The sequence below is a fragment of the Pseudomonas sp. ANT_H4 genome, assembly GCF_008369295.1.
GTDB lineage: Bacteria > Pseudomonadota > Gammaproteobacteria > Pseudomonadales > Pseudomonadaceae > Aquipseudomonas.
Genome location: NZ_VOBG01000003.1, coordinates 218,629 through 244,685 on the forward strand (window position 1 = coordinate 218,629; position 26,057 = coordinate 244,685).

The following is a 26,057-nucleotide window of genomic DNA, read 5'->3' on the forward strand; positions in this document are numbered from 1 at the left end:
AGAAGGCGAGTATCAGTGAGTGATAGTCGCCTTTTTTATGCGGCTGGTTGTGAGAGGCTCAGCACTTGCTCGCGGATTTTTGCCGTGGCGGCGGGGCTTGCGACTGACGAATAGCCTTTGGCCAACTGTTCGAAATGCACCTCGAACAACCAGTTGCGATCCTGTGGATAGCGTTGCATATGCCGCAGGTTGCGCTGCCTGAGGGTATTGCTCAGGGAGGACGGCAGGATGCGCATGTCTGCCAGGTCAATCAGACCGAACTCACCGTCGTCCATCAACAGCACATTGCCTAGGTGCAGGGAGCGGAAGTACACGCCGCGCTCGTGCAGCTGGGCCATGAATCGACCAAAGCGCTCAATCAGCGATTCGCGCAGGCTGCTGTCCAGGCTTTGCAGGGCCTGACGCAGTGTCAGGCCGGGCAGCGGCTGGTAAGTGACAGCGCTGCTGCCATCACGCAAGCGATACAGATTGAGGATCTCGGGGGTCGGAATACCCAGCATCCGCAGTTGCTCACTGTTGCTGGCAAAACGTTCGGAATACGGATTGAAGCTGCCGGAGGTGTACCAGCGGCGGGGCCGGAAGACCTTGAGGAAGCTGCCGTCTACCAGGCGCAGGACTTTGGGGCCAAGGCCATCGGCTTCAATCACGTGGGTATTGCTGCACAGTTGATCGAAAGCCTGGGGCTTGAGGGTGTGCACTGGCATGCGCAACAGGCTGCGGCGGCGCTGGGCGATGCTCAGGCCGGCGATCAACGCCAGGGGAACCCATAGCAGGAACCAATGTTCCTTGGGTCGCGAGAGGATGCCGCCCCCTTCGGTCAGGCCAGCACCGATGCCATAGACCAGCAGGGTTGAGGCGAGGATGAACAGCGGCTGGGCGCGTTCCTTGAGGCCTTTATACAATCCCCAGCCGAGCATGAAGGCCCACGGAATAAAGCCGATGATGCCGACGTAATAGAGCACTCCGAGGGCAAAGTTGTGAGGCTCGCGTAGTTGATAACCATCGGCGAGCGTCAGGTACAGCTCCGAATCGTAGCTGTGGCCGATCCATGGGTGCTCGGCGATCCGTTGCAGCGACATGCCCCATAACTCGAAACGGAAGGAGGAGCCGCGCTGGGTAATCTGTTCGGGGAAGAACAGCAAAATGGCTGCTGCGGCCAGTGCCAATCCGGTAATCATTAGTGCCGAGCGCCGGTTGCGGGCGGTAAAGCTGAGCCAGAGCACCGACAGCACCAACGCTACCAGTGGTGTTCTGGAACCCGTGGCCAGGACTGCGGCAACCATGATCGCCAGCGCCGGCGCTGCGAACCACAGCACTTGCAGGCGCTTGCTGGTGGCGCAAACGAACAGCCAGTAGACGCTGAAAAAACCGAAGAGATGAGAACTGAGCAGTGGATTGTCCAGGGCACCCATGCCGCCGACCATCCGCATCCCAGGCTCAAAGCCTTTAGCGAATGCCACCAGGTTGAGGGCGCTGACCACCAGTGCAATCACTGCTGCACTGAAGAAGATCGGTTTGAACAGTTCATTGCGGTAGTGCAGCAGCAGGCCGCAGCCGGCAAACAGCATGAAGGTATGCAGAGGGCGTTTGAACAGATCGGTATCGGGATGATGTTCCGGGCTCCAGAGCAAACTGATCAATGCCCAGGCTGAGAACATCGCGAAGGCAATCGCCAGGGGCTCCCTGAAAACCTGCTTGAGTTCACTCGGGCGCAGGCACAGGAGCAGCAGTGTTGGCGCGCTGAACAGACCGTAATAAAACTTGTGTAAGATATTTCGATTGGTGACGAAGAACAGGGCGCTCAAGAGGAGCAATAAGCCAATAGGCAAGATCCATAGGCACAGAAAGTCAAATACGCGATTTGAGCCATAGGTGAGACGCTTGGAGTGCATACAGAAAAGCCATTCCGGAATAGAGAAAGCCGACCATCTTAAAGTAGTGGCTAATTAATGTCGCGTGCCGGGGCGAACCGGGCCTAGGCTAATGCCGGGTGCAAGTACAACAGAGAAGCTGTGCTAAAGTCAGCCTCCTTTTTCAAAACCGCCGCGTGATATGACCGACTCTAGTCCGAGCGCAAGCCCTTCGAGCTTGAAAATATACTTCCGCCTGCTCAGCTATGTTAAGCCCTATGTCGGCTTGTTCGCGCTGAGTATCGTCGGCTTTCTGATTTTCGCCTCGACCCAGCCCATGCTGGGGTACATCCTCAAGTACTTTGTCGACGGCCTGTCCAACCCTGAAGCGGTGCTGTTTCCCAGCGTCCCCTTCCTGCGTGACCTGCAACTGCTGCAGGCAGTGCCGCTGCTGATCATCCTGATCGCCGCCTGGCAGGGCCTTGGCTCGTTCCTGGGTAACTATTTTCTGGCCAAGGTTTCCCTGGGGCTGGTTCACGACCTGCGGGTGCAGTTGTTCAACAACCTGCTGACCTTGCCCAACCGTTATTTCGACAATCACAACTCCGGGCACCTGATTTCGCGCATCACCTTCAACGTGACGATGGTCACGGGCGCTGCTACCGATGCCATCAAGGTGGTGATTCGCGAAGGCATGACGGTGATCTTCCTGTTCGCCTCGCTGCTTTATATGAACTGGCGCCTGACGCTGGTGATGATCGCCATCCTGCCGCTGATTGCGGTGATGGTCAGCACGGCGAGCAAGAAATTTCGCAAGCAGAGCAAGAAGATTCAGGTGGCGATGGGCGACGTCACCCACGTAGCCTCGGAAACCATCCAGGGCTACCGTGTGGTGCGCAGCTTCGGCGGTGAGGTCTACGAGCAGAAGCGCTTCCAGAAGGCCAGCCTGAGCAACACCAACAAGCAATTGCGCATGACCCGTACCGGCGCGATCTACACCCCGGCACTGCAACTGGTGATCTACACCGCCATGGCCGTGCTGATGTTCCTGGTCCTTTATCTTCGTGGTGATGCCTCGGCCGGTGACATGGTCGCCTATATTACGTTGGCTGGCCTGTTGCCCAAGCCGATTCGCCAACTGTCGGAAGTCAGCTCGACCATCCAGAAAGGCGTGGCCGGTGCCGAGAGCATCTTCGAACAGCTGGATGAAGACGCTGAAATTGATCGCGGCACTATTGAGCGTGAGGCGGTCAGCGGTCGCCTGGAAGTGAGCAACCTGAACTTCACGTATCCGGGCACCGATCGTCATGTTCTCAAGGACATCACGTTTACTGCTGAGCCTGGGCAGATGGTCGCGCTAGTGGGGCGTTCGGGCAGCGGCAAGTCGACCCTGGCCAGCCTGATCCCGCGCTTCTACCATCATGAAAGTGGCGAGATCCTGCTGGACGGTGTGGAGATCGAGGACTATCGCCTGCTCAACCTGCGCCGGCATATCGCCCAGGTGACCCAGCACGTGACCCTGTTCAGCGACACTGTGACCAACAACATTGCCTACGGTGATCTGGCCGGGGCGCCACGGGAAGCGGTTGAAGCTGCCGCGGCCGATGCCTATGCCAAGGACTTCATCGATCAGTTGCCCAAGGGCTTCGATACCCATATCGGCGAAAACGGTGTGCTGCTGTCCGGTGGCCAACGCCAGCGCCTGGCGATTGCCCGGGCATTGCTCAAGAACGCGCCGTTGCTGATTCTCGACGAGGCAACTTCGGCGCTGGACACCGAGTCCGAGCGGCATATCCAGGCTGCCCTGGACAAGGTCATGCAGGGCCGTACGACCCTGGTGATTGCTCACCGCCTGTCGACCATCGAAAAAGCCGACCTGATCCTGGTGATGGATGATGGCCGGATCGTCGAGCGCGGCACCCATAGCGAACTATTGGCCCAGAACGGCTACTACGCGCGCCTGCATGCCATGGGCCTGGATGCGCCGGTTTCGGCGAATATCACCTGAACCAGTGGTTGTGCCTGGCCCTGTGAGGGCCAGGCTAAGCCCATTTCTATCAGCAACATCTTCTGTGCAGACCCCCACAAGCCTTTGACAACCCTGTGCTAATATCGCGCCCCTGTTCATTTTGTATGTGGGTTGCTCCATGAAGTTGTCCATGCCGCGATTCGATCAAGCCCCTGTCTTGGTGGTCGGCGATGTCATGCTCGACCGTTACTGGCATGGCGGTACCTCACGGATTTCCCCTGAGGCACCGGTACCGGTAGTCAAGGTCGAGCAAATCGAAGACCGCCCAGGTGGCGCTGCCAACGTCGCCCTCAACATTGCTGCGCTCGGTGCCCCGGCCTCCCTCGTGGGTGTGACCGGCGACGACGAAGCCGCCGACAGCCTGGCCAACAGCCTGCGCGGTGCCGGCGTGCGTGCGCTATTCCAGCGCATTGCCCATCAGCCGACCATCGTCAAGCTGCGGGTCATGAGTCGTCACCAGCAATTGCTGCGTATCGATTTCGAAGAACCCTTCGCCACCGACGCCCTGGCCCTCAGTGAGCAGGTCGACGAGTTGCTGGAAGGCATCAAGGTATTGGTGCTATCCGACTACGGCAAAGGCGCGCTGAAGAACCACCAGATGCTGATCCAGGCCGCCAAGGCCCGTGGCATCCCGGTGCTGGCCGATCCCAAGGGCAAGGACTTCTCGATTTATCGAGGCGCCAGCCTGATCACGCCGAACCTCAGCGAATTTGAAACCATCGTCGGCGGTTGCGCCGATGAGCACGAGTTGGTGACCAAGGGTGCCAGCCTCATGGCCGACCTCGACCTGGGCGCCTTGTTGGTGACCCGTGGCGAGCACGGCATGACCTTATTGCGCCCCGGCCATCCGGCCATGCACTTGCCGGCGCGGGCCCGTGAAGTATTCGACGTCACCGGTGCCGGAGATACGGTGATTTCCACCTTGGCCGCGGCTATCGCGGCTGGCGAAGAATTGCCCCATGCAGTGGCCCTGGCCAACCTGGCCGCCGGCATCGTGGTCGGCAAGCTGGGTACCGCGGCCATCAGCGCCCCGGAACTGCGCCGTGCGATCCAGCGTGAGGAAGGTTCGGAGCGGGGCGTGTTGAGCCTTGAGCAATTGCTGCTGGCCATTGATGACGCCCGAGCCCATAACGAGAGCATCGTCTTCACCAATGGTTGCTTTGACATCCTGCACGCCGGTCATGTGACCTATCTTGAGCAGGCGCGAGCCCAGGGCGATCGTTTGATCGTTGCGGTCAACGATGATGCATCAGTCAGCCGCCTGAAAGGGCCGGGTCGGCCGATCAACAGCGTCGACCGGCGCATGGCGGTTCTGGCCGGGTTGGGAGCGGTGGACTGGGTGATCAGCTTTGCCGAGGGCACCCCGGAGAGCCTGCTGGCCCAGGTCAAGCCGGACGTGCTGGTCAAGGGCGGCGATTACTCGGTCGACCAGGTGGTCGGTGCCGATATCGTCAGCGCCTATGGCGGGAAGGTCAAAGTGTTGGGGCTGGTGGAAAACAGTTCGACCACGGCGATTGTCGAGAAGATCCGCAACAACTGATAGGGGTTTAGTGTGGGGCTTGCCTGCGATAGCCATGGGTATCTATGCATCGTGCCGCCCCGCTATTTTCGTAGCTGTCGAGCCCCGGCGGGCTGCGTCAGGTGTGACTCGGTGCTGGGCTGATCTGAGAGCGGTGGTGCGGCCGACGTAGCTGCTACGGCGGTTCCTGCCTTCAAGATGTGTCGATACCTATGCTGCGATAGCATTACCTCGGTAGTCCTGTTACCGGTTTGCCTTTTTCGGCACGATTTTGCGCAAAATCTGCCGCGCCCTGCCAGTCAGCTGTTTCAGCTTCGACTCTTTCTCCGGCGCACTCAGCCCCTGCTGCCTGAGCCAATCCTTCCACCTGATCCGTTCCTCGCGCACCAGCCAACCTTCCTGCTGGGCGAAGCTCTCTGCCAGGTACAAACCCCGCGTACTGGCCGGGTAAAGCTGATCCTTTTTCAAGGTATACAGCTCGGCGCAGGGCTGGCCATCCTTGAGGGGCATCAGGTACAGGTCGGGGCGTTGGCGGTCCAGGCGGGCCACCAGTTGATCACCTTCCAGGCGCTCATCAACATGAAACAGGCTCAGGGACTTGGCCTCTTTCGGCACTTCCAGGCGCAGGTCATAAATCAATTGCAGCGACGCCGTGGGCAGATGCACATAGGCCTGTGGGCGTTCGATCAACTGCATATTGGCGCAACGCACTGGGCGGGCGGCGCCGGACAAGGGCGAGAGGCGAAACGGCAGCGCTTCGCGGTAATGCAGGGCGGATGAGTAGGGCGCCGGCAGCCAGGTGTCGTTGAAGCGGCCGCCGAGCCAGCCTTCCGGGGTTTCCAGCAGGCATTCTTCGGCGATTTCCTGGATGGCGGTGTGCAGCGGCAGGTTCAGTTCGTGGGCCGGGACATAGCCGGAGATCAGTTTGAGCACCACGTCGCCGCGATCCTGCCGACGCTGGCGCACCAGCACCCAGTAATTGCGATTCTGCCAATGCAGCGTCAGGCGTACCGACACGCCAAGGTTGGCCAGCTCCAGGGAGAAGCGCTCGGCGTCTGCTACGTCCACCGGCTTGCGTCGTTGCAGGGTCTGGGCGAAGTTGAGCGGCATGCCCACGCTCTGGTAACTCAAGCCTTCGGGGGTGGCTTCGACGAACAGTGGCAGTGTTTTAAAGTTGCTGGGGTTTTTTCTTATGAGCGTTCGCGGCATGTCGGCTCCTCCTTGCGTCGGGGTCGGCCGCGTCGGCGGCATCAGAGTTGGCGAATGACCTTGGCAGCGGTCGCCACGTTATGGGCGAGGTGCAGCGGATTGATGGTCCCGACAATAGCACTGGCCACGCCGGTTTGCGCAAACAACAAGATGAAACTGGCGTGAATTGGATCCATTCCCGATTCAAGGCAGGCGTGACCACTGGCCAGGGCCTTTTTTACCAGGATGCCTTTGCCGTGGGCGGCGGCATAATCGATCACGGCTTTTTCGCCCTGTTCGTTCAGGTTGTAGGTGACCATGGCGCAATCACCCTGTTCCAGAGCCTTCACGCCACCTTCGACGGTTTTGCCGGAGAAGCCGAAACCGCGAATCTTGCCCTCGCGCTTGAGGTCTGCCAGGGTCTGGTAGACCTCACAGTCGTTGAGGATGTGCAGGTCATTGCCGTCGGAATGCACCAGTACCAGATCGATAAAATCCGTTTCCAATCGTTGCAGGCTACGTTCCACGGAAAGGCGGGTGTGGGCGGCGCTGAAGTCATGGCTGGACACGCCATCGGTGAACTCTTCACCGACCTTGCTGACAATCACCCACTCCTGGCGCTGGCCGCGTAACAGCGGCCCCAGGCGCTCTTCGCTGCGCCCGTAGGCGGGCGCGGTGTCGATCAGGTTAATGCCCAGTTCCCGCGCCTGGCGCAGCAGCATTCGCGCCTCGTCGTCGTTCGGAATTTGAAAGCCGTTGGGGTATTTCACGCCTTGGTCACGGCCCAGCTTGACGGTACCCAGACCCAGCGGCGACACCAGCAGGCCAGTGCTGCCCAGCGGGCGGTGAAGGTCATGCAGGGTCGGCAGGGTCATGGCAACAGTTGCTCCCAGGCGGGTTGGGCGATGGTCGGTTTCGGCAGGTCGGGCAGTGTTTGCGCTGGGCCGGGCTTGATGCCGTCACGGTCCAGTGCCTCGATCACGCGATCGGCGAAGTCCGGCGCCAGGGCCAGCTTGGTCGGCCAGCCCACCAGCAGTCGATCCTGCTCGGCAAGGAAGGCGCTGTCCGGCCGGGTCAGACCCGATTGCAAGGGTTCGGCGCGGTCCACGCGCAAGGTGGCCCATTGGGTCTGGCTCATGTCGATCCAGGGCAACAGATGGGCCAGATCTTTTTGCGCAGTGGCAATCTGTTCGGCGGGCGTGCGAGCCACGCCTTCGGCCTCGGCAATATCACCGCCTATGTACCAGACCCAATTGCCATCGGCCGCCGGGTGAGTGGTCACGGTGACGCGCGGCTTGGTGCCGGCGCCCAGGCAGTGGGCGTACAGCGGCTTAAGGCCGGGGCCCTTGGCGATGATCATGTGCAGCGGGCGGCATTGCATGGCCGGCTGGCTCAGTCCCAGTGCGCTCAGTAGATCGGCGGTGCCGGCGCCAGCACTGAGGACGATGCGCTGGGCGCGGATTTCGCGGCCATCGACCTTCAAGCCAACCAATGCGTCATTTTCCAGCAGTGGTTCGATCTGCTGCCCGGCGAGCAAGCCGTCGCCGGCCAATTGCGCCAGGCGTTCGATCAGGCTCGGCACATCCACCACCAACTCGGCCAGGCGATAGACCTTGCCCTTGAAGCGGCGGTCTTGCAGCGCCGGCGGCAGGTCGTCGCCCTTGACCTGATTGACGCGACCACGCACCGCCTTGCTGGCGAAGAAACTGGTGAGATTGCCGGCCAGGGTGCCGGGAGACCATAGATAGTGGGCCTGGGACAGCAGGCGCACGCCGGACAGGTCCAGCTCGCCATTTCCCGCGAGAGCTTCGCCCCAGCGGCGGGGCATGTCGGCGATGGCTTCGGAGGCGCCGGTCAGGACACCGTGCAAGGCGTACTTGGCCCCGCCATGAATAATCCCCTGGGACTTCACACTTTGCCCGCCGCCGAGGGTGGCATTCTCCACCAGTACCGTGGAAAAGCCCTGGCTGCGCAGGCGCGCATTGAGCCAGAGGCCGGCAACTCCGGCGCCGACAATCAGAACGTCGGTGGAAATAACGGATGGCATGGGGCAACCTCAGTGTTCAAGACAAGAGGCTCAGTATACAGACTCATGAAATGGATCTTTGCCCGGGATCAATGCAACACGCTCTCTAATGGCAGACCTGTCGCAGGAGCTATCGAGTGAAACGAGGCTGCGAATTTCGAACCCACTTGAGCCTCAAGTGAAAGATCAGTGCCCCGCCGTTTTCGAAAACAATTGAATCACCACCACCCCCAGTACAATTAGCGCCATCCCCAGCATCGCCGGAATGTCGAGTTTCTGCCCGTAGATAAACAGCGCGGCGATGCTGACCATGACAATACCCATCCCGGCCCACACCGCATAGGCCACGCCCACCGGCACGGTGCGCACTACAAGCGTCAGCATCCAGAACGCCACGCTGTAACCGACGATCACTAGCAGCAGCGGGATCGGTGTGCTGAAGCCCTTGATGGCTTTCATGGAAACAGTAGCGATCACTTCCGAGCAAATGGCAATGGCCAGATAGTAGTAGGCGACGTTCATGGGTAAATCCTCGGTGTGTGGCTTGTTTGATGAGGTCGGCATTCTAGAGACTCTTCAGATGGGGTAAAGTCATTACCTATCTGAATTGAAGATGGGTTAAGCCATGAGTGTGCAGTGGAGCCTGGAACAGATGCGTCTGTTTGTCAGCGTTGCCGAGCAGCGTTCGTTTTCGGCGGTGGCGCGTGACCAGCGCAAGGCGCAATCGGCGGTGAGTAATGGGATTGCGCTGTTGGAGGCGGACCTGGGGGTCAGTCTGTTCGATCGCAGCAGTGGTCGCCAGCCCCGGTTGACCGAAGCCGGAACGGTGTTGCTTGAAGAAGCGCGGGAAGTGTTGCGCCAGTGCGAACGCCTCAATGGTCGTGCCATGTCGTTAATGCGCGGGGAAGAAGCGTGCCTGCGCCTGGCTCAGGACGAGGCCATGCTCTATCAACCGGTACTGGATAGCCTTGAAATCCTGGCGGGAAAATTTCCCAACCTGGAAGTGCAATTGTCCAGCGTCGCCCAAGGTGACGTGGCGCGAAAGTTGGTTGAGCGCAAGGCGGATCTGGGTCTGCTGTTCTACCACGACCAAATCCCCGAAGCCCTTGAGCGGCGAGTAGTAGGCCGCGTGGAAATGGTCACTGTATGCGGCGTCGGACATCCTCTGGCGACGCAAAAGCATGTGCTTTGCCAGCATCTGGCGCAGTTTCGCCAGTTGCTGATGTCCACGCAAACCAGTGTCTACCCCGGCAGTGAGGCCGCAAGTCCTCAAGTGTGGCGCGCCGACAGCTTCTACGTCCTCGCCGAATGGCTGGTGCGTGGCCTGGGTTGGGCCTGGCTACCCCGGCATGTGGTGCAGTATCCGACGTATCAGGACCAGATGGTCGAACTGGACGGCGAATGGACCCCTCCGGCGCTGGTTGTGGAGCTTGTATGGCGCCGCGACGAGCCCCTTGGCCCCGCCGCACGCTTTCTCGCCGAACGTTTTACCGAGTGCTTGCAGGCGATCGACTGAAAAAGCCGATAAACTCCGCCGCCATGAATAGAACTCTCTACAGCTGTCTGTTTTACCTGGCGCTGCCGTTGGTGGCTTTACGTCTTTGGCTGCGGGCGCGCAAGGCCCCGGCCTATGCCAAGCGCGTCAGTGAACGCTTTTCCTATGGGTTGCCGGCGATGCAACCCGGTGGGATCTGGGTGCACGCGGTGTCGGTGGGCGAGAGCATCGCCGCTGCGCCAATGATCCGTGGCCTGCTGCAACGTTATCCACAGCTGCCGATCACCGTCACCTGCATGACGCCCACCGGTTCCGAGCGGATCCAGGCACTGTTTGCCAATGAGCCGCGCATCCAGCATTGCTATCTTCCCTATGACTTGCCGTGCGCCGCAAAGCGGTTTCTGGATCGGGTCCAGCCCAAGCTGGCAGTCATCATGGAAACCGAGTTGTGGCCCAACCATATCCACCAGTGTGCCAAGCGCGGTATCCCCGTGGCATTGGCCAATGCGCGGCTATCGGCCCGTTCGGCCAAGGGCTACGGGCGATTCGCCAAGTTGACTGCGCCGATGCTGGCAGAAATGAGCCTGTTCGCCGTACAGACCGAAACCGAGGCCGAGCGCTTTCGCAGCCTCGGCGCGCGGCCGCAAACCGTCGAAGTCACCGGCTCGATCAAGTTTGACCTGACCATCGATCCACAGCTGTTATTTCGCGCCGCAGAACTGCGCCAGCAATGGCAAACCAGCGAGCGCCCGGTATGGATTGCCGCCAGTACCCACGAAGGCGAGGATGAAGTGGTGCTCGCCGCCCATCGCCAATTGCTTGCCAGCCACCCCGATGCGCTGCTGATCCTGGTGCCGCGCCATCCGGAGCGCTTCAACGCGATGTTCGAGTTGTGCCAGCAGCAAGGCTTAGCCACGGTGCGTCGCTCCAGCGATCAGCCTGTTACGGCAGCCACTTCAGTGTTGCTCGGCGACACCATGGGGGAGTTGCTGTTTCTTTACGCGTTGGCCGATAGCGCTTTTGTCGGCGGTAGCCTGATGCCCAACGGCGGCCACAATCTGCTGGAACCGGCGGCGCTGGGCAAGCCTGTGATCTGTGGCCCGCACCTGTTCAACTTCCTTGAAATCGGGGCAATGATGCGCGAGGCCGGAGCGTTGCAGGAAGTGGATGATGCCGACGGTTTGGCGGTGGCGGTGCAGCGGCTGTTTGAGTTGCCGCGAGATTCACAGAGGATGGCGGAAGCGGGACTCAAGGTGATGCAGGCTAACCAAGGGGCTTTGAAGCGGTTGCTCGATGGGCTTGATCGACTGATCAATCGCTGACCTTGCAGGAGCGAGTTTGCTCGCGATAAACGTTAACGATTACGCGTTCAGTCTGAATAAACGCGGCGTCCTTAAGTTCTTCGCGAGCAAGCTCGCTCCAGGGGCAGTTGCTCAATAACCGGGATTAGCCTTCAATTGCTCGGCAGCCGCCTTGGCCAGATCCGGCGGCAAGAAGTCCTTGTCCGGGTTGTAGTCAGCCTTCAGATACCGCGCCAGGTCCTGCAAGTCCCCCGGATTCAACGTCCCTGCCGCCTGTTTCAGGCGCAGGTTGTCGAGGATGTAGTCATAGCGGCTGTTGTTGTAGTTGCGCACCGAGGTGTACAGCTGGCGCTGGGCATCCAGCACATCAACGATATTGCGCGTGCCCACCTGGTAACCGATTTCCGTAGCTTGCACCGCGCTCTGGTTGGAGATGATCGACTGGCGGCGTGCCTGTACCTGCTCCACATCGGTGTTCACCGCACGGTGCAGGTTGCGGGTGTTTTCTACTACCTGGCGGCGCAGGCCTTCGCGTTGTTGCTCGGTCTGGCCAAGGCGCGAATAGGATTCGCGCACTTGCGAGCTGGTGAGGCCGCCGCTGTACAACGGGATGCTCAGGCGCAGGCCGATGGTGCGTTGCGAGACATCGCCGCCGTAGGCAGTCGGCAGGTTGTTTGGGTTGCTCAGGCCCAGGGCGTCGTTGTCACCCTTCTCGTATTGCGCCACGGCATCGAGGGTCGGCGCGTGGCCGGCCTTGCGTTGCTTGAGGGTTTCTTCAGCGGCGGTGACTGCATAGTTGCTGGCCAGCAAATTCAGGTTCTGTCGGCCTGCGGTGTCGACCCAGGCTTTGGCGTCGTTGGGCAGCGGCGGTAACACCGGCAGCGTATGGACGATGCCCTGAATGGCGTTGTACTGACGGTTGGTCAGGGTGATCAGCGCTTCAAAGGCGTCGTCCACCTGGCGCTGGGCCAGAATCCGGTTGGCCCGCGCCGTGTCGTAGCTGGCCTGGGATTGCAGCACGTCGGTCTTGTCCGACAGGCCGACATCGAAGCGCTCGTTGGACTGGTCCAGTTGACGTTTGAAGGCGGCTTCTTCGGCCTTGGTCGAGGCCAGGTTGTCCTGGGCCCGCAGCACGGCGAAGTAGTTTTCGGCGCTTTGCAGGATCAGGTTCTGTTCGGTGGCCGAGAGTTGCAGCGCCGCCTGTTCGTTGACCGCTTCGGCGGCTTGCAGCTGGAACCAGCGGTCGGCACGGAACAGCGGCTGACTTAGGGTTGCCCGCCAGGAGTGGGCATCGCGATTGGCGGTGGTCGCAGGCTGGTCGATCTGGGTGCGCACATTATTGATGTCGGCGCCGGCCGACAGGTTCGGCAGCAAACCGGCACGGGCCTGGGGCACCACTTCTTTCTGCGCGCCGTATTGGGCGCGGGCGGCGGCCAGGTCGGCGTTGTTGTCCACTGCTTCCTGATAGACGCTGACCAGGTCGGTTTTGGTCGACAAGGGCGCTTCAGCTGCCCAGACCATTCCATTGGTCGCACAAGACACGGCAAGAGCCAGTGAGAGTTTGCGCAGCATGAGGCGATCCCTAGAGTAAATATTACGGCGATAATTTTGAGCCCAAGGCTACGACGAGCGATTCGCAGCGTCAAGGCGTTGAGACAGTAGCCGAGTGTAGTGGTCGCAACACCACGCAACAATCCTGTAATTGCGCCATTCATCACGCTGAATGCACCGCTATTGGTAATTTGCCTGCTCCATGGTCTAGACTGGCCGCGTTCTTGTCGGGGTGCCTTGCTATGAGGCTGAGATCGGTAAATACCGGATCCCGTTGAACCTGATCAGGTTAGCGCCTGCGTAGGGAACAAGATTTCTCGTCACCCGGCGAGTCCTCTTGTGCTTCGTCCGGGATGTTGTTCGACAATCGAACAGCCCTCGTGCGCCAAGCACAGCACTTATTTACAGTGCGCCCATCCGTCACAGGTTCACTCCGACAAAAATCCACTGCCTGGATGTGTCTGGAGAGCCCGTGATGAGTACAAAACTAAAAAACACCGTGCATTTGAGTGAATCGGCCAAGGTCGATCAGCAATCAGTACAGCCGTTTACCCGCTCGCAAAAAATCTACGTCCAGGGCACACGCCCGGACATTCGCGTGCCGATGCGCGAAGTCAGCCTCGACGTGACCCCCACCGACCTCGGCGGCGAAATCAATGCCCCCGTGGTGGTCTACGACACCTCCGGCCCCTACACCGACCCCAACGTCATCATCGATGTGCGCAAAGGCCTGTGCGACGTGCGCTCACCGTGGATCGAATCCCGTGGCGACACCGAGCGCCTGGCCGGCCTGAGTTCCAACTTCGGCCAGCAGCGCCTGAGCGATGCCGAGCTGACTGCCCTGCGCTTCGCCCACGTGAAGAACCCGCGCCGGGCCAAGGCCGGGGCCAATGTCACGCAGATGCACTACGCCCGCCAAGGCATCATCACCGCCGAGATGGAATACGTCGCCATCCGCGAAAACATGAAGCTGGAAGAAGCCCGTGCCGCAGGCCTTTTGGACCAGCAACACGCCGGCCACAGCTTCGGCGCCAGCGTGCCGAAAATCATCACACCTGAATTTGTGTGCGAAGAAATCGCCCGTGGCCGGGCAATTATTCCGGCGAACATCAATCACACTGAACTGGAACCGATGATCATCGGCCGTAACTTCCTGGTGAAGATCAACGGCAACATCGGCAACAGCGCTCTGGGTTCGTCAATCGAAGAAGAAGTGGCGAAATTGACCTGGGGCATTCGCTGGGGTTCGGACACGGTGATGGACCTGTCCACCGGCAAGCACATCCACGAAACCCGCGAGTGGATCATCCGCAACTCGCCGGTGCCGATCGGTACTGTGCCGATCTACCAGGCCCTGGAAAAAGTCGGCGGCGCGGCTGAAGACCTGACCTGGGAGCTGTTTCGCGACACCCTGATCGAACAGGCCGAGCAGGGCGTCGACTACTTCACCATCCACGCAGGCGTCTTGTTGCGCTATGTACCGCTGACCGCCAAACGCGTTACTGGCATTGTTTCCCGTGGCGGTTCGATCATGGCCAAGTGGTGTCTGGCCCACCACAAAGAGAACTTCACCTACACCCATTTCGACGAAATCTGCGAAATCATGAAGGCCTACGACGTCAGCTTCTCCCTCGGGGATGGCCTGCGTCCGGGCTCGATTGCCGACGCCAACGACGCCGCGCAATTTGGCGAGCTGGAAACCCTAGGCGAGCTGACCAAGATCGCCTGGAAGCACGACGTGCAAACCATGATCGAAGGCCCCGGCCACGTGCCGATGCAACTGATCAAGGAGAACATGGACAAGCAGCTGGAGTGCTGCGACGAGGCGCCGTTCTACACCCTCGGCCCGCTGACCACCGACATTGCACCGGGTTATGACCACATCACCTCCGGCATTGGTGCGGCGATGATCGGCTGGTTCGGTTGCGCCATGCTCTGCTACGTCACGCCCAAGGAACACCTGGGTTTGCCGAACAAGGATGACGTCAAGACAGGGATCATCACCTACAAGATCGCGGCCCACGCGGCGGACTTGGCCAAGGGGCATCCGGGAGCGCAGATCCGCGATAACGCGTTGAGCAAGGCGCGCTTCGAGTTCCGCTGGGAAGACCAGTTCAACCTGGGCCTGGACCCGGACACCGCGCGTTCGTACCACGATGAAACCCTGCCGAAGGATTCGGCCAAGGTCGCGCATTTCTGCTCGATGTGTGGGCCGAAATTCTGCTCGATGAAGATCACCCAGGAAGTGCGTGAGTACGCAGCTAACCAACTGATCGAGGCAGTGGATGTGGATGTCGCCAAAGGGTTGGCGGAGCAGGCGGAGCGGTTCAAGCAGGAAGGTAGTCAGCTGTACAAAAAGGTTTAAGCGCCAAGCTGCAAGTTAGAAGCAGGTGCAAACCCGTTTTTGCTTGCAGCTTAAGGCTTGCAGCTTGTAGCTATCATCCCTCTGAGATAACACCCTTGAGCATTCAACCCAGCACCTATTCCCCAGACATCGCAGTGCCGGCTGACAAGCGCGTCTTCGGTGCCCGCGATCTCTTTTCCCTATGGTTCTCCCTCGGCATCGGCCTGATGGTTCTGCAAACTGGCGCGCTGTTGGCGCCGGGCCTGGGATTGTCCGGTTCGCTGCTGGCCATTTTCCTCGGCACTCTGGTTGGCGTGCTGTTGCTGGCCGCCGTCGGCGTGATCGGCAGCGACACCGGCCTGTCCTCCATGGCCGCTCTCAAACTCAGCCTGGGCACAAAAGGCGCAAGCCTTCCGGCGCTGTTGAACCTGCTACAGCTGATCGGCTGGGGCTCGTTTGAAATTATCGTGATGCGCGATGCTGCGAGTCTGTTAGGCACTCGGGCGTTCAGCGAAGGCAGCCTGTTGGCTAGCCCGTTGCTCTGGACTCTATTCTTTGGCGGGCTCGCCACCTTGCTGGCCGTCTGCGGTCCGCTGACCTTCGTGCGGCAGATCCTGCGCAAGTGGGGCATCTGGCTACTGTTGGCCGCCTGCCTGTGGCTGACCTGGAACCTGTTCGCCAAAGCTGACCTGGCCACACTTTGGGCCCAGGTCGGCGACGGTTCGCTGCCGTTTGCCGTGGGCTTTGATATTGCCATCGCCATGCCGTTGTCCTGGCTGCCGCTGATCGCCGATTACTCGCGTTTCGGCAAGCGGGCGAAAAATGTCTTTGGCGGTACGGCCCTGGGCTTTTTTATCGGTAACTTCTGGCTGATGAGCCTGGGCGTGGCCTACACCCTGGCGTTCGCACCGAGTGGTGAAGTAAACGCCTTGTTGCTGGCCTTGGCCGGGGCAGGCCTGGGGATTCCGCTGTTGCTGATTCTTCTGGATGAATCGGAAAATGCCTTCGCTGATATTCACTCGGCGGCGGTGTCCAGCGGGATTCTGTTGCGCTTGAAAGTCGAGCACCTGGCGTTGGCCATCGGCGTCATCTGCACGCTGATCGCCTGCTTCGCGCCGCTGGCCCAGTACCAGAACTTCCTGCTGTTGATCGGCTCGGTATTCGCGCCGCTGTTTGGCGTGGTGCTGGTGGATCACTTCATCTTGCGTCGCCGAGGCTCAGCGGCGGTTGCAAGCCTGCGTTGGCCGGCGCTGCTGGCTTGGCTCGGCGGTATCAGCACCTATCACTTGCTGGCCAATCTCTATCCAGACATCGGCGCCACCCTGCCGGCGCTGGTGCTGGCAGGGCTGCTGCAATTTATCCTCGGCCGGGCCTTCAGTGGCGCACGGGCACCAGTTCGGGCTTGATGATGTCATCTAGGCGCGAGTAGGGGATTTGCAGTTCGACATGGCCCATGGCGTATGGGGCGATGGTGGTGGTGGGGTACTTGAGGATTACGCCACCATAGGTCAGCGCCACGTTCGGGGTTTTCTGGAATGGCCAGGTTTTCACGTAGTCCGGTTCCAGGCCCAGGCGGGTGCTGATCAGCCAACTGTTGTGGGCCACTTGTGCGGCCTTCCAGAACGCCTCTTCCTTGCCGGGTAACAGCATGTCCGGCAGGGTCAAGGCTTTCTGCTGCTGGCGCGAGTAGTTGATAAACCCACGGCCCGGGTCGCCATGGGCGCCGCCGGTGTCCAGGTAACTGGACAACTCGATGATCACCAAGCCGTCATGCTGCTCCCGTACCTTGGCTTGCAAATACATGCTGTTGCGTGGGCCGGATGTGCGCAGGAACTGCTCACGATAGGCCGCAAGGGTCGTTGGCAGCGCTGCGCCCGGCGTGGTGCGGGTCATCTCCAGTAAACGCTGCTCGATCAATCCATCCAACTTGGGCTCTTTGGCGAAATGCACCGTGTCGATGTTCACCAGCGGGCAGTCGGCAGTGGCGCAACCGGGTTGGGTTTGCTCAGAGGCGTCACGAGTGGTTTCCAGTGGCGCGCGATAGCTGGGCTGGAACAGGCTCTGGCAAGCGCCGAGGGTCAATGCAATACAGGCCACGGAGGCGACTTTTAAAAGCGACATGTGCGTCCTTCATAAATCGGAGAAGAGCGAAAGATATGGGGCTTCGACTGCCAACATTGCAGTCAGTTCGCCACTAAGCTGAATACAGTGAGTTTGACGCCAGCCGTCTATCCCGGCAACCGGAAAGGGGCTGCACCCATAGGCGCGAGCGCGTTAGGATGGCGCGATGCCGAGGCTAGCCTCGAAACCGCACGGCTATAAACGAGGGTTGATATGACGGACATTGCGAAATCGACGCCGAGCAAGATAGAGATCGTTCAGCGCGACAATGCCTACCAGGGCTTCTACAAGCTGGATCACGTGCAACTGCGCCATGAGCTATTCGAGGGTGGCATGAGCCGGGTGATCAGCCGTGAAGTCTTCGTCCGTCATGATGCGGTGTGCGTGCTGCCTTACGATCCGCAGCGCGATGAAGTGGTACTGATCGAGCAATTTCGTGTCGGCGCCATGGGTCGGACCAACAACCCGTGGCTGGTGGAGATGGTTGCCGGCCTGATCGACAAGGACGAGCAACCGGAGGAGGTTGCGCACCGCGAAGCCGAGGAGGAAGCTGGGTTGACCTTCTCCGCGCTGTGGCCGATCACTAAATATTTCCCGTCGCCGGGTGGCAGCACCGAATACGTTCACCTGTTCCTGGGACGTTGCGAGAGTGCTGGGGCCGGTGGCGTCCACGGGCTTGAAGAAGAAGCAGAGGACATCCGCGTCACTGTCTGGGCCTTCGAAAACGCTTTGCAAGCGGTACGTGACGGCAAAATTTCCAATGCAGCCAGCATTATCGCCCTGCAATGGCTTGCGCTTAATCGCGCAGAAGTGAGGGGGTTATGGCAGTAAAGGCACGAGAACGTTATCGAGTTGACCTGGTCGGGTTGCAAGCAGCTTGCGAGGCCAACTATGCACGGCTGATGCGGCTGCTCCCGGACATGCGTCACGCCCCCGAGGCGCGGCGCATTGCCGTGACCCACGGCGACCAGATGCTCGGCGTGCTGGCCCTGGAAGTGCTGCTGACCTGCCCGTACACCACCACCCTGCGGGTGCGCCAGGAACACAGCCTGCCGTGGTTGCCGGTGCCGCAACTGGAAGTTCAGGTGTATCACGATGCGCGAATGGCCGAAGTGGTCAGTGCCGAGCATGCGCGGCGCTTTCGCAGCATCTATCCTTACCCTAATGTGTTCATGCACCAGCCCGATGAGAAAGCACAGCTCAATGTGTTCCTCGGTGAATGGTTGAGCCACTGCCTAGCCCTGGGCCATGAGTTTGAAGTCGTTCGGTAGATGTGAACTGCGCCCTATTCACGGATTTCCTCTTTGTGTCCTGCCCCAGCATAATTGCGCCAAATGTCCATTCCTGTGATCACGCCCTGGGAGAACGCCTTGCCGAGCGTATCCGCCTTGAATCCTGACGCTTCGGCGTTGCTGGTGCAGTTGTCCGACAGCCATCTGTTTGCCGAGACCGATAGTACGCTGCTGGGCATGAACAGCCGCGACAGTCTGCAACGGGTGATCGACCTGGTGCGGGCTCAACAACCGCAGATTGATCTGTTGCTGGCTACCGGTGACCTGTCCCAGGACGGCACGCTGGAGTCTTACCAACAGTTTCGCGACATGACCCGGCAGGTTTCGGCGCCGGCGCGCTGGATTCCAGGCAATCACGACGAGCCGCACATCATGCTGCAGGCAACGGTGAACAGCGCGTTGCTGGAGCCGGTGGTGGATGTGGGCAACTGGCGTGTCACCTTGCTGGATTCGGCGGTGCCGGGCTCCGTGCCGGGTTACTTGCAGGATCGGCAGCTGCAATTGCTGGCGCGATCCTTGAGTGAAGCGCCGAGCCGCCATCACCTGGTGTGCTTGCACCATCACCCGGTGTCCATCGGCTGCGCGTGGATGGAGCCCATCGGGCTGCGTAATCCCGAGGCACTGTTTGCCGTGCTGGACCGTTTCCCTCAGGTGAAGGCGCTGCTTTGGGGTCATGTGCATCAGGAAATCGACCGCGAACGCAATGGCGTGCGCTTGCTGGCGTCGCCGTCCACCTGTATCCAATTCGCTCCCGGCAGCGAGGACTTCAAGGTCAGCGAAGAGGCGCCAGGCTATCGCTGGTTGCGCCTGCATGCCGACGGACGGCTTGAAACCGGCGTTGAACGCGTCGAAGGCTTTGAGTTTCAGGTGGATTACGGTAGCAACGGCTACTGAGGTTTCCCTGTAAACTGCGTCTCTTTGGCTGAAGCATGGAGAGCCTGGCATGCCCGCTTCGATCTTGTATATCCACGGCTTCAATAGCGCGCCTGCGTCCAACAAGGCCAGCCAACTGATCACCGTAATGGGCAGCCTCGGTCTGGCTGATCAGCTGCGGGTACCGGCCCTGCATCACCACCCCCGCCAGGCTATCGCCCAGCTGGAGCAGGCGATCAGCGAGCTGGGGCGGCCACTGCTGGTCGGCAGCTCACTCGGCGGCTACTATGCAACCCATCTTGCCGAACGCCATGGCCTCAACGCCTTGCTGGTCAACCCGGCCGTCAGCCCGCATCGGATGTTCGACGGTTACCTGGGCACCCAGAAGAACCTCTACACCGATGAGAGCTGGGAACTGACCCACGATCACGTGGCGGCCCTGGCCGAGCTGGAAGTCCCGGCGCCCCAGGATGCCCAGCGTTATCAGGTGTGGTTGCAGACCAGCGACGAAACTCTGGATTATCGCCACGCCCAGCAGTATTACCGGGCCTGTGCCTTGCGCATCCAGGCCGGTGGCGACCATGGTTACCAGGGTTTTGCCCAGCAGTTGCCGGCGCTGTTGAGTTTTGCCGGCATTGGCGCAGATCAGTATCAATCCTTCGATTTTTTAGCACTTTGAAATCGCAGGTTACTTTTTAATCGAACGACTCACTACGAGACCCCATGGCCACTCCCAGCGCTAGCTCTTATAACGCCGACGCCATCGAAGTCCTCTCGGGCCTCGACCCGGTGCGCAAACGTCCCGGTATGTACACCGACACCAGTCGGCCGAACCACCTTGCCCAGGAAGTCATCGACAACAGCGTCGACGAAGCCTTGGCCGGGCACGCCAAGTCGGTACAAGTCATCCTCCACGCCGACCACTCCCTGGAAGTCAGCGACGATGGTCGCGGCATGCCGGTGGACATTCACCCGGAAGAGGGAGTGTCGGGCGTCGAGCTGATCCTCACCAAGCTCCATGCTGGCGGCAAGTTCTCCAACAAAAACTACCAGTTCTCCGGCGGCTTGCACGGTGTGGGCATTTCCGTGGTCAACGCCCTGTCCCATCACGTACGGGTCAAGGTCAAGCGCGACGGCAACGAATACCAGATGACCTTCGCCGATGGCTACAAGGCCACCGACCTGGAAGTGATCGGCACCGTCGGCAAGCGCAACACCGGGACCAGCGTGTACTTCGTTCCGGACCCGAAATACTTCGATTCACCCAAATTCTCTATCAGCCGCCTCAAGCACGTACTCAAGGCCAAGGCTGTTCTGTGCCCGGGCCTGCTGGTCAGCTTCGAAGACAAAGGCACCGGCGAGAAAATCGAGTGGCACTACGAAGACGGCCTGCGCTCCTACCTGGAAGATTCGGTCTGCGAGTTCGAACGCCTGCCCAACGAGCCGTTCTGCGGCAGCCTGTCTGGTAATAAAGAGGCCGTGGATTGGGCCTTGCTGTGGTTGCCCGAAGGCGGTGACAGCGTTCAGGAAAGCTACGTCAACCTGATCCCTACCGCTCAAGGCGGCACCCACGTCAATGGTTTGCGCCAAGGCCTGCTGGATGCCATGCGCGAGTTCTGCGAATACCGCAGCCTGTTGCCGCGGGGCGTGAAGCTGGCACCAGAAGACGTCTGGGAGCGGATCGCTTTCGTCCTGTCGATGAAAATGCAGGAGCCGCAATTCTCCGGCCAAACCAAGGAGCGTCTGTCGTCCCGTGAAGCCGCAGCGTTTGTCTCTGGTGTGGTCAAGGACGCCTTCAGCCTGTGGCTCAACGAGCACCCGGAACTGGGCCTGGCCCTGGCGGAACTGGCGATCAACAACGCGGGCCGTCGTCTCAAGGCCAGCAAAAAGGTCGAACGCAAGCGCATCACCCAGGGGCCGGCACTGCCCGGCAAACTGGCTGATTGTGCCGGGCAAGACCCTATGCGTTCCGAGCTGTTCCTGGTGGAAGGTGATTCCGCCGGCGGTTCGGCCAAGCAGGCGCGGGACAAGGAGTTCCAGGCGATCCTGCCGCTGCGGGGCAAGATCCTCAACACCTGGGAAGTCGACGGCAGCGAAGTGCTGGCCAGCCAGGAAGTACACAACATTGCCGTGGCCATCGGTGTCGATCCTGGCTCGGCGGACATTGCCCAACTGCGCTATGGCAAGATCTGCATCCTCGCCGATGCCGACTCCGACGGCCTGCACATCGCCACGCTGCTGTGTGCGCTGTTCGTCCAGCATTTCCGCCCGCTGGTGGATGCCGGTCACATCTATGTCGCCATGCCGCCGCTGTACCGCATCGACCAGGGTAAGGAGATTTTCTACGCGCTGGACGAATCCGAGCGCGATGGCATCCTTGATCGCCTGGTGGCCGAGAAAAAACGCGGCAAACCACAGGTCACCCGATTCAAGGGCTTGGGTGAAATGAACCCGCCGCAACTGCGGGAAACCACCATGGACCCCAATACCCGGCGCCTGGTGCAGTTGACCCTGGAAGACTTCGCTGCCACGTCGGAAATGATGGACATGCTACTGGCGAAGAAACGCGCGCCGGACCGCAAGAGCTGGCTGGAGTCCAAGGGCAACCTCGCCGAGGTACTGGGCTGATGCGCAGCGGTTTCGCCCTGGCGATACTGTTGTTGAGCGGGTTGGCGGCAACGATGGTGGTCGCGGCGCCTGTGGCTGAGCTCAAACTGTTGTCCGAACACCCGGTGGAGGGCATGCGCGGCGGTAACCTGTCGGGCCTGGCCTTGTGCGGCCAGGAGTTGTGGACGGTATCCGATCGCGACGATGAGCAAATCTACCGGCTCGATACCCGCACCGATGTCTGGCAGGCCGAAACGGTAAAGATCGACGTACCGCCAGTGCCCGAATCTGGATTGCCCTGGGGCCTGCGCTCACGTACCAAGGCCGTGTCGTTCATTCGCGGTGGCGACCTGGATTTTGAAGGCATTAGCTGCGATGCCGCCGGCAATCGCTACATTGTCAGCGAAGCCCATGCGGCGGTGCTGCAAGTACCTGCGAGCGGCGCCTCCGAATGGTTGAAAATCGCCCCTGGCATGGTTCGTGAAGCCCGCGCCAGCGGTATGTTGCTGCACTTCAATGCGTTGTTCGAAGGCCTGGCGGTTAACCCCGAAGGCAATCAGATCTGGCTGGCGGCCGAGCGTGAGCGCCGGGGTTTGATCTCGATCAAGCGCCCGCAAAGCCTTTGGGATTGTGATGGGCCTTGTGTGTTGTTGAGCGAGGCCGGCCAGGAAATGCAACCGGCTCAGTTCCCGGGTGCCAAGGCGGTGTCCAAGGACTTTGCCGATCTGGCGCTGTTCAATGGCAAGCTGTTTACCCTGGAGCGCAATGCGTTCCAGATCTGCCGCCGGGATGCGGTGACCGCCCAGGTCGAGTTGTGCTGGTCGTTTGCCGACGAAACCCTCACGCCGAGTCGGCGTTATGCACAGGCCTATGGCTTGGCGGAGGCTTTGTTGGTGGACGCCGACGGCGCATGGGTTGGCATCGACAATAATTTCGGCGCCCGCGCCGATGGTGAAAAGAGGCCGATGGTCTATCGTTTTTCCGCCCCAGTCGGTGGCTGGAGTGCCAAGCCATGAGCCAGCAGCCCCCCGGCAAGCGTGCCGGACGTGTGTTGATGTTTGTGGCCTGGGGTGCCGGGCTGTTTTTGGCGACACGGTTTTTTGGGCAGTGGGAAGCGCGTCAGGAAAACCCCAATGCCGTGGTCACCTCCGAGCAACATGAGGGTTATATAGAAGTGAAACTGGTCGGCAACGGCCAGGGGCATTTCGTTGCCAGCGGTCAGATCAACGGCCAGCCGGTGAATTTCATGCTCGACACCGGCGCCACTGATGTGGCGGTGCCGGCCGAACTGGCTGAGCGCTTGGGGTTGAAGCGGGGCTTGTCGGTGACCTTGAGCACTGCCAACGGTCGCAGCCAGGGCTATCGCACCCACCTCGATCGCCTGCAGTTGGGCGATATCGTCCTGCGGGACGTCCGCGCACTGGTGGCGCCGGGGCTGGGTGGCGAGCAAGTGTTGTTGGGCATGAGCGCATTGAAACAACTTGAATTTACCCAGCGTGGCGGCACCTTGCTGCTGCGCCAGACCAAACAATGATGAGGCCCGCATGAGTGACATCCTTGCAGACAGCTTAGATGGCGTAGAACGCCGGTCGCTGGCTGACTTCACCGAAAATGCCTACCTCAACTACTCCATGTACGTGATCATGGACCGTGCCTTGCCGCATATCGGCGACGGCCTGAAGCCTGTACAGCGGCGCATTATCTACGCCATGAGTGAGTTGGGCCTGGACGCCGACTCCAAGCACAAGAAGTCGGCGCGTACCGTCGGTGACGTGCTCGGCAAGTTCCACCCCCACGGCGACTCGGCGTGCTACGAAGCCATGGTGCTGATGGCCCAGCCGTTCAGCTACCGCTACACCCTGGTAGACGGCCAGGGCAACTGGGGTGCGCCGGATGACCCCAAGTCCTTCGCTGCCATGCGTTATACCGAAGCGCGGCTGTCGCGCTATTCCGAAGTGCTGCTCAGCGAGCTGGGCCAGGGCACTGCCAACTGGGGCCCGAACTTCGACGGAACCCTCGATGAGCCGCTGGTGTTGCCAGCGCGTTTGCCGAATATCCTGCTCAATGGCACCACCGGCATCGCTGTGGGTATGGCCACCGACGTGCCGCCGCACAACCTGCGGGAAGTCGCCACCGCCTGCGTGCGCTTGCTGGATGAACCCAAGGCCACGGTCGAGCAGCTTTGCGAACATATCCAGGGCCCAGACTACCCGACCGAAGCGGAAATCATCACGCCGCGCGCCGACCTGCTGAAAATGTACGAAACCGGTAAGGGGTCGGTGCGCATGCGCGCCGTGTACCACATCGAAGACGGCGACATTATTGTCACCGCACTGCCGCACCAGGTGTCCGGCGCCAAGGTGCTGGAGCAGATCGCCGCGCTGATGCAGTCCAAACCGTCGAAGCTGCCGCAAGTCGCTGACCTGCGTGACGAGTCCGACCACGAAAACCCATGCCGCATCGTGATCATCCCGACCAACAACCGGGTTGACCACGAAGTGCTGATGCAGCACCTGTTTGCCAGCACCGAGTTGGAATCCAGCTACCGGGTCAACATCAATATCATCGGTCTGGACGGCAAGCCACAGCTCAAGAACCTGCGGGCGCTGCTGGTGGAATGGCTGGAGTTCCGCGTGCAGACCGTGCGCCGCCGCCTGCAATACCGGCTGGACAAGGTCGAGCGTCGCCTGCATCTGTTGGACGGTTTGCTGATTGCCTACCTCAACCTGGATGACGTCATTCATATCATCCGCACCGCCGAGCATCCGAAGGCCGAGCTGATCGCGCGTTTCGAGTTGAGCGAGATGCAGGCTGACTACATCCTCGACACCCGCTTGCGTCAGTTGGCGCGACTGGAAGAGATGAAGCTGCGGGACGAACAGGACGCGCTGCTCAAGGAACAAGCCAAGCTGCAGGCCTTGCTGGGCAGCGAAGCCAAGTTGAAGAAGCTGGTGCGTACAGAGCTGATAAAAGACGCCGAAACCTATGGCGATGACCGCCGCTCGCCAATTGTCCAGCGTGCCGAAGCCAAGGCCCTGACCGAAACCGAGTTGCTGCCCAACGAGAAAATTACCGTCGTTCTGTCGGAAAAGGGTTGGGTTCGTTCAGCCAAGGGGCATGATATTGACGCCACTGGTTTGTCCTATAAGGCTGGCGACGGGTTCAAGACCTCTGCAGCCGGGCGTTCCAATCAGTTTGCGGTGTTTATCGACTCCACCGGTCGCAGTTATTCGGTACCGGCTCATACCTTGCCTTCGGCGCGGGGGCAGGGCGAGCCGTTGACTGGGCGTCTGACGCCGCCGCCAGGGGCGAATTTCGAATGCGTGTTGGTGCCGGAAGATGATTCGCTGTACGTCATTGCCTCCGACGCCGGTTATGGATTCGTGGTCAAGGGTGAAGACCTGCAGGCCAAGAACAAGGCTGGCAAGGCTTTGCTGAGCTTACCGAACAACGCCAAGGTGATCCTGCCGCGCCCGGTCAGTGACCGTGAAGGTAATTGGCTGGCATCGGTGACCACCGAAGGCCGGTTGCTGATCTTCAAGATCAGCGATCTGCCACAGTTGGGTAAAGGCAAGGGCAACAAAATTATCGGTATTCCCGGTGAGCGTGTGGCCAGTCGCGAAGAGTACGTGACCGATATTGCAGTGATCCCGGAAGGCTCTACCCTGGTGCTGCAGGCCGGCAAGCGCACGCTGTCATTGCGCCCTGACGACCTGGAACACTACAAGGGCGAGCGCGGCCGTCGCGGAAACAAATTGCCCCGCGGCTTCCAGCGAGTGGACGCATTGCTGGTGGAAACGCCCGCTTAAGGCGATATAGAGCACTCGATCTACGATTTAACCCGTAGATCGACGCTTTCGC

General features: G+C 60.4%; 21 protein-coding genes and 1 riboswitch. Of the genes, 14 read left to right on the top strand and 7 right to left on the bottom strand.

The window, feature by feature from the left end:
* Positions 1 to 35: 35 nt before the first annotated feature.
* Positions 36 to 1,892: a bifunctional O-antigen ligase/aminoglycoside phosphotransferase family protein gene (locus FQ182_RS05575; protein ID WP_149411191.1), complete on the bottom strand. Its 1,857-nt coding sequence runs from the start codon at positions 1,890 to 1,892 to the stop codon at positions 36 to 38.
* Positions 1,893 to 2,052: 160 nt separating this feature from the next.
* Between FQ182_RS05575 and msbA the strand changes: the two genes are divergently transcribed.
* Positions 2,053 to 3,858 carry a lipid A export permease/ATP-binding protein MsbA gene (msbA, locus tag FQ182_RS05580; protein ID WP_149411190.1) on the top strand — a complete coding sequence of 602 codons (1,806 nt, stop codon included), beginning with the start codon at positions 2,053 to 2,055 and terminating at the stop codon, positions 3,856 to 3,858.
* Between the two features lie 139 nt (positions 3,859 to 3,997).
* Complete coding sequence (gene hldE, locus FQ182_RS05590; RefSeq protein WP_178114391.1) at positions 3,998 to 5,419, top strand: bifunctional D-glycero-beta-D-manno-heptose-7-phosphate kinase/D-glycero-beta-D-manno-heptose 1-phosphate adenylyltransferase HldE; 1,422 nt, start codon at positions 3,998 to 4,000, stop codon at positions 5,417 to 5,419.
* Positions 5,420 to 5,641: 222 nt separating this feature from the next.
* Here the strand turns inward: hldE and FQ182_RS05595 are convergent, their stop codons facing one another.
* From FQ182_RS05595 to FQ182_RS05610, 4 genes are all read right to left on the bottom strand, one after another.
* Positions 5,642 to 6,607 (bottom strand): metal ABC transporter ATPase, encoded by a 966-nt coding sequence (locus FQ182_RS05595; protein WP_149411187.1) that lies wholly within the window; start codon positions 6,605 to 6,607, stop codon positions 5,642 to 5,644.
* 41 nt (positions 6,608 to 6,648) lie between these two features.
* Complete coding sequence (locus tag FQ182_RS05600; protein WP_149411186.1) at positions 6,649 to 7,461, bottom strand: aldo/keto reductase; 813 nt, start codon at positions 7,459 to 7,461, stop codon at positions 6,649 to 6,651.
* Positions 7,458 to 8,633: an FAD-binding oxidoreductase gene (locus tag FQ182_RS05605; protein ID WP_149411185.1), complete on the bottom strand. Its 1,176-nt coding sequence runs from the start codon at positions 8,631 to 8,633 to the stop codon at positions 7,458 to 7,460. Before FQ182_RS05605 ends, FQ182_RS05600 begins: the two co-directional genes overlap by 4 nt.
* 165 nt (positions 8,634 to 8,798) lie before the next feature.
* Positions 8,799 to 9,134: a multidrug efflux SMR transporter gene (locus tag FQ182_RS05610; RefSeq protein ID WP_149411184.1), complete on the bottom strand. Its 336-nt coding sequence runs from the start codon at positions 9,132 to 9,134 to the stop codon at positions 8,799 to 8,801.
* A 103-nt stretch (positions 9,135 to 9,237) separates the two neighbouring features.
* Between FQ182_RS05610 and FQ182_RS05615 the strand changes: the two genes are divergently transcribed.
* Both FQ182_RS05615 and waaA read left to right on the top strand, forming a co-directional pair.
* Positions 9,238 to 10,128 carry a LysR family transcriptional regulator gene (locus FQ182_RS05615; protein WP_149411183.1) on the top strand — a complete coding sequence of 297 codons (891 nt, stop codon included), beginning with the start codon at positions 9,238 to 9,240 and terminating at the stop codon, positions 10,126 to 10,128.
* Positions 10,129 to 10,151: 23 nt separating this feature from the next.
* Positions 10,152 to 11,429, top strand: a complete 1,278-nt coding sequence (gene waaA, locus FQ182_RS05620) for a lipid IV(A) 3-deoxy-D-manno-octulosonic acid transferase (protein ID WP_149411182.1) — start codon at positions 10,152 to 10,154, stop codon at positions 11,427 to 11,429.
* 111 nt (positions 11,430 to 11,540) lie between these two features.
* Here the strand turns inward: waaA and FQ182_RS05625 are convergent, their stop codons facing one another.
* Entirely contained in the window at positions 11,541 to 12,980 is a 1,440-nt protein-coding gene (locus tag FQ182_RS05625; protein WP_149411181.1) for a TolC family outer membrane protein, read from the bottom strand.
* Positions 12,981 to 13,177: 197 nt separating this feature from the next.
* A riboswitch (TPP riboswitch) is annotated at positions 13,178 to 13,283 on the top strand.
* Positions 13,284 to 13,434: 151 nt separating this feature from the next.
* On the opposite strand from FQ182_RS05625, the gene thiC reads away from it, so the two are divergent.
* Both thiC and cytX read left to right on the top strand, forming a co-directional pair.
* Positions 13,435 to 15,324, top strand: a complete 1,890-nt coding sequence (thiC, locus tag FQ182_RS05630; protein ID WP_149411180.1) for a phosphomethylpyrimidine synthase ThiC — start codon at positions 13,435 to 13,437, stop codon at positions 15,322 to 15,324.
* Positions 15,325 to 15,419: 95 nt separating this feature from the next.
* Positions 15,420 to 16,709: a putative hydroxymethylpyrimidine transporter CytX gene (cytX, locus tag FQ182_RS05635; protein WP_149411179.1), complete on the top strand. Its 1,290-nt coding sequence runs from the start codon at positions 15,420 to 15,422 to the stop codon at positions 16,707 to 16,709.
* Here cytX and FQ182_RS05640 read toward each other — a convergent pair.
* The gene (locus FQ182_RS05640) at positions 16,678 to 17,424 is read right to left on the bottom strand and encodes an RsiV family protein (protein ID WP_149411178.1); all 747 of its coding nucleotides are present in this window, start codon (positions 17,422 to 17,424) and stop codon (positions 16,678 to 16,680) included. The genes cytX and FQ182_RS05640 overlap by 32 nt on opposite strands.
* Positions 17,425 to 17,637: 213 nt before the next feature.
* Between FQ182_RS05640 and FQ182_RS05645 the strand changes: the two genes are divergently transcribed.
* From FQ182_RS05645 to parC, 8 genes are all read left to right on the top strand, one after another.
* Positions 17,638 to 18,255 (top strand): NUDIX domain-containing protein, encoded by a 618-nt coding sequence (locus FQ182_RS05645; RefSeq protein WP_149411177.1) that lies wholly within the window; start codon positions 17,638 to 17,640, stop codon positions 18,253 to 18,255.
* Complete coding sequence (locus FQ182_RS05650; RefSeq protein WP_133101399.1) at positions 18,246 to 18,695, top strand: DUF1249 domain-containing protein; 450 nt, start codon at positions 18,246 to 18,248, stop codon at positions 18,693 to 18,695. The genes FQ182_RS05645 and FQ182_RS05650 overlap by 10 nt, the downstream gene beginning before the upstream one ends.
* 99 nt (positions 18,696 to 18,794) lie before the next feature.
* Positions 18,795 to 19,610, top strand: coding sequence for a 3',5'-cyclic-AMP phosphodiesterase (cpdA, locus tag FQ182_RS05655; protein ID WP_149411176.1), 816 nt, complete (start codon positions 18,795 to 18,797; stop codon positions 19,608 to 19,610).
* 49 nt (positions 19,611 to 19,659) lie between these two features.
* Entirely contained in the window at positions 19,660 to 20,268 is a 609-nt protein-coding gene (locus FQ182_RS05660; RefSeq protein WP_149411175.1) for a YqiA/YcfP family alpha/beta fold hydrolase, read from the top strand.
* 44 nt (positions 20,269 to 20,312) lie between these two features.
* Positions 20,313 to 22,217, top strand: coding sequence for a DNA topoisomerase IV subunit B (gene parE / locus FQ182_RS05665; protein WP_149411174.1), 1,905 nt, complete (start codon positions 20,313 to 20,315; stop codon positions 22,215 to 22,217).
* Positions 22,217 to 23,212: an esterase-like activity of phytase family protein gene (locus FQ182_RS05670; protein WP_149411173.1), complete on the top strand. Its 996-nt coding sequence runs from the start codon at positions 22,217 to 22,219 to the stop codon at positions 23,210 to 23,212. Before parE ends, FQ182_RS05670 begins: the two co-directional genes overlap by 1 nt.
* Entirely contained in the window at positions 23,209 to 23,730 is a 522-nt protein-coding gene (locus FQ182_RS05675) for a TIGR02281 family clan AA aspartic protease (protein ID WP_149411172.1), read from the top strand. The genes FQ182_RS05670 and FQ182_RS05675 overlap by 4 nt, the downstream gene beginning before the upstream one ends.
* A gap of 10 nt (positions 23,731 to 23,740) precedes the next feature.
* Positions 23,741 to 26,005 (top strand): DNA topoisomerase IV subunit A, encoded by a 2,265-nt coding sequence (gene parC / locus FQ182_RS05680; RefSeq protein WP_149411171.1) that lies wholly within the window; start codon positions 23,741 to 23,743, stop codon positions 26,003 to 26,005.
* Positions 26,006 to 26,057 lie beyond the last annotated feature (52 nt).

What these genes read in the sequence shown, in the direction of transcription:
- FQ182_RS05575 (WP_149411191.1), bottom strand. Translation starts at nt 1,892, where the DNA reads ATGCACTCCAAGCGTCTCACCTATGGCTCAAATCGCGTATTTGACTTT.
- msbA (WP_149411190.1), top strand. Translation starts at nt 2,053, where the DNA reads ATGACCGACTCTAGTCCGAGCGCAAGCCCTTCGAGCTTGAAAATATAC.
- hldE (WP_178114391.1), top strand. Translation starts at nt 3,998, where the DNA reads ATGAAGTTGTCCATGCCGCGATTCGATCAAGCCCCTGTCTTGGTGGTC.
- FQ182_RS05595 (WP_149411187.1), bottom strand. Translation starts at nt 6,607, where the DNA reads ATGCCGCGAACGCTCATAAGAAAAAACCCCAGCAACTTTAAAACACTG.
- FQ182_RS05600 (WP_149411186.1), bottom strand. Translation starts at nt 7,461, where the DNA reads ATGACCCTGCCGACCCTGCATGACCTTCACCGCCCGCTGGGCAGCACT.
- FQ182_RS05605 (WP_149411185.1), bottom strand. Translation starts at nt 8,633, where the DNA reads ATGCCATCCGTTATTTCCACCGACGTTCTGATTGTCGGCGCCGGAGTT.
- FQ182_RS05610 (WP_149411184.1), bottom strand. Translation starts at nt 9,134, where the DNA reads ATGAACGTCGCCTACTACTATCTGGCCATTGCCATTTGCTCGGAAGTG.
- FQ182_RS05615 (WP_149411183.1), top strand. Translation starts at nt 9,238, where the DNA reads ATGAGTGTGCAGTGGAGCCTGGAACAGATGCGTCTGTTTGTCAGCGTT.
- waaA (WP_149411182.1), top strand. Translation starts at nt 10,152, where the DNA reads ATGAATAGAACTCTCTACAGCTGTCTGTTTTACCTGGCGCTGCCGTTG.
- FQ182_RS05625 (WP_149411181.1), bottom strand. Translation starts at nt 12,980, where the DNA reads ATGCTGCGCAAACTCTCACTGGCTCTTGCCGTGTCTTGTGCGACCAAT.
- thiC (WP_149411180.1), top strand. Translation starts at nt 13,435, where the DNA reads ATGAGTACAAAACTAAAAAACACCGTGCATTTGAGTGAATCGGCCAAG.
- FQ182_RS05640 (WP_149411178.1), bottom strand. Translation starts at nt 17,424, where the DNA reads ATGTCGCTTTTAAAAGTCGCCTCCGTGGCCTGTATTGCATTGACCCTC.
- FQ182_RS05645 (WP_149411177.1), top strand. Translation starts at nt 17,638, where the DNA reads ATGACGGACATTGCGAAATCGACGCCGAGCAAGATAGAGATCGTTCAG.
- FQ182_RS05650 (WP_133101399.1), top strand. Translation starts at nt 18,246, where the DNA reads ATGGCAGTAAAGGCACGAGAACGTTATCGAGTTGACCTGGTCGGGTTG.
- FQ182_RS05660 (WP_149411175.1), top strand. Translation starts at nt 19,660, where the DNA reads ATGCCCGCTTCGATCTTGTATATCCACGGCTTCAATAGCGCGCCTGCG.
- parE (WP_149411174.1), top strand. Translation starts at nt 20,313, where the DNA reads ATGGCCACTCCCAGCGCTAGCTCTTATAACGCCGACGCCATCGAAGTC.
- FQ182_RS05670 (WP_149411173.1), top strand. Translation starts at nt 22,217, where the DNA reads ATGCGCAGCGGTTTCGCCCTGGCGATACTGTTGTTGAGCGGGTTGGCG.
- FQ182_RS05675 (WP_149411172.1), top strand. Translation starts at nt 23,209, where the DNA reads ATGAGCCAGCAGCCCCCCGGCAAGCGTGCCGGACGTGTGTTGATGTTT.
- parC (WP_149411171.1), top strand. Translation starts at nt 23,741, where the DNA reads ATGAGTGACATCCTTGCAGACAGCTTAGATGGCGTAGAACGCCGGTCG.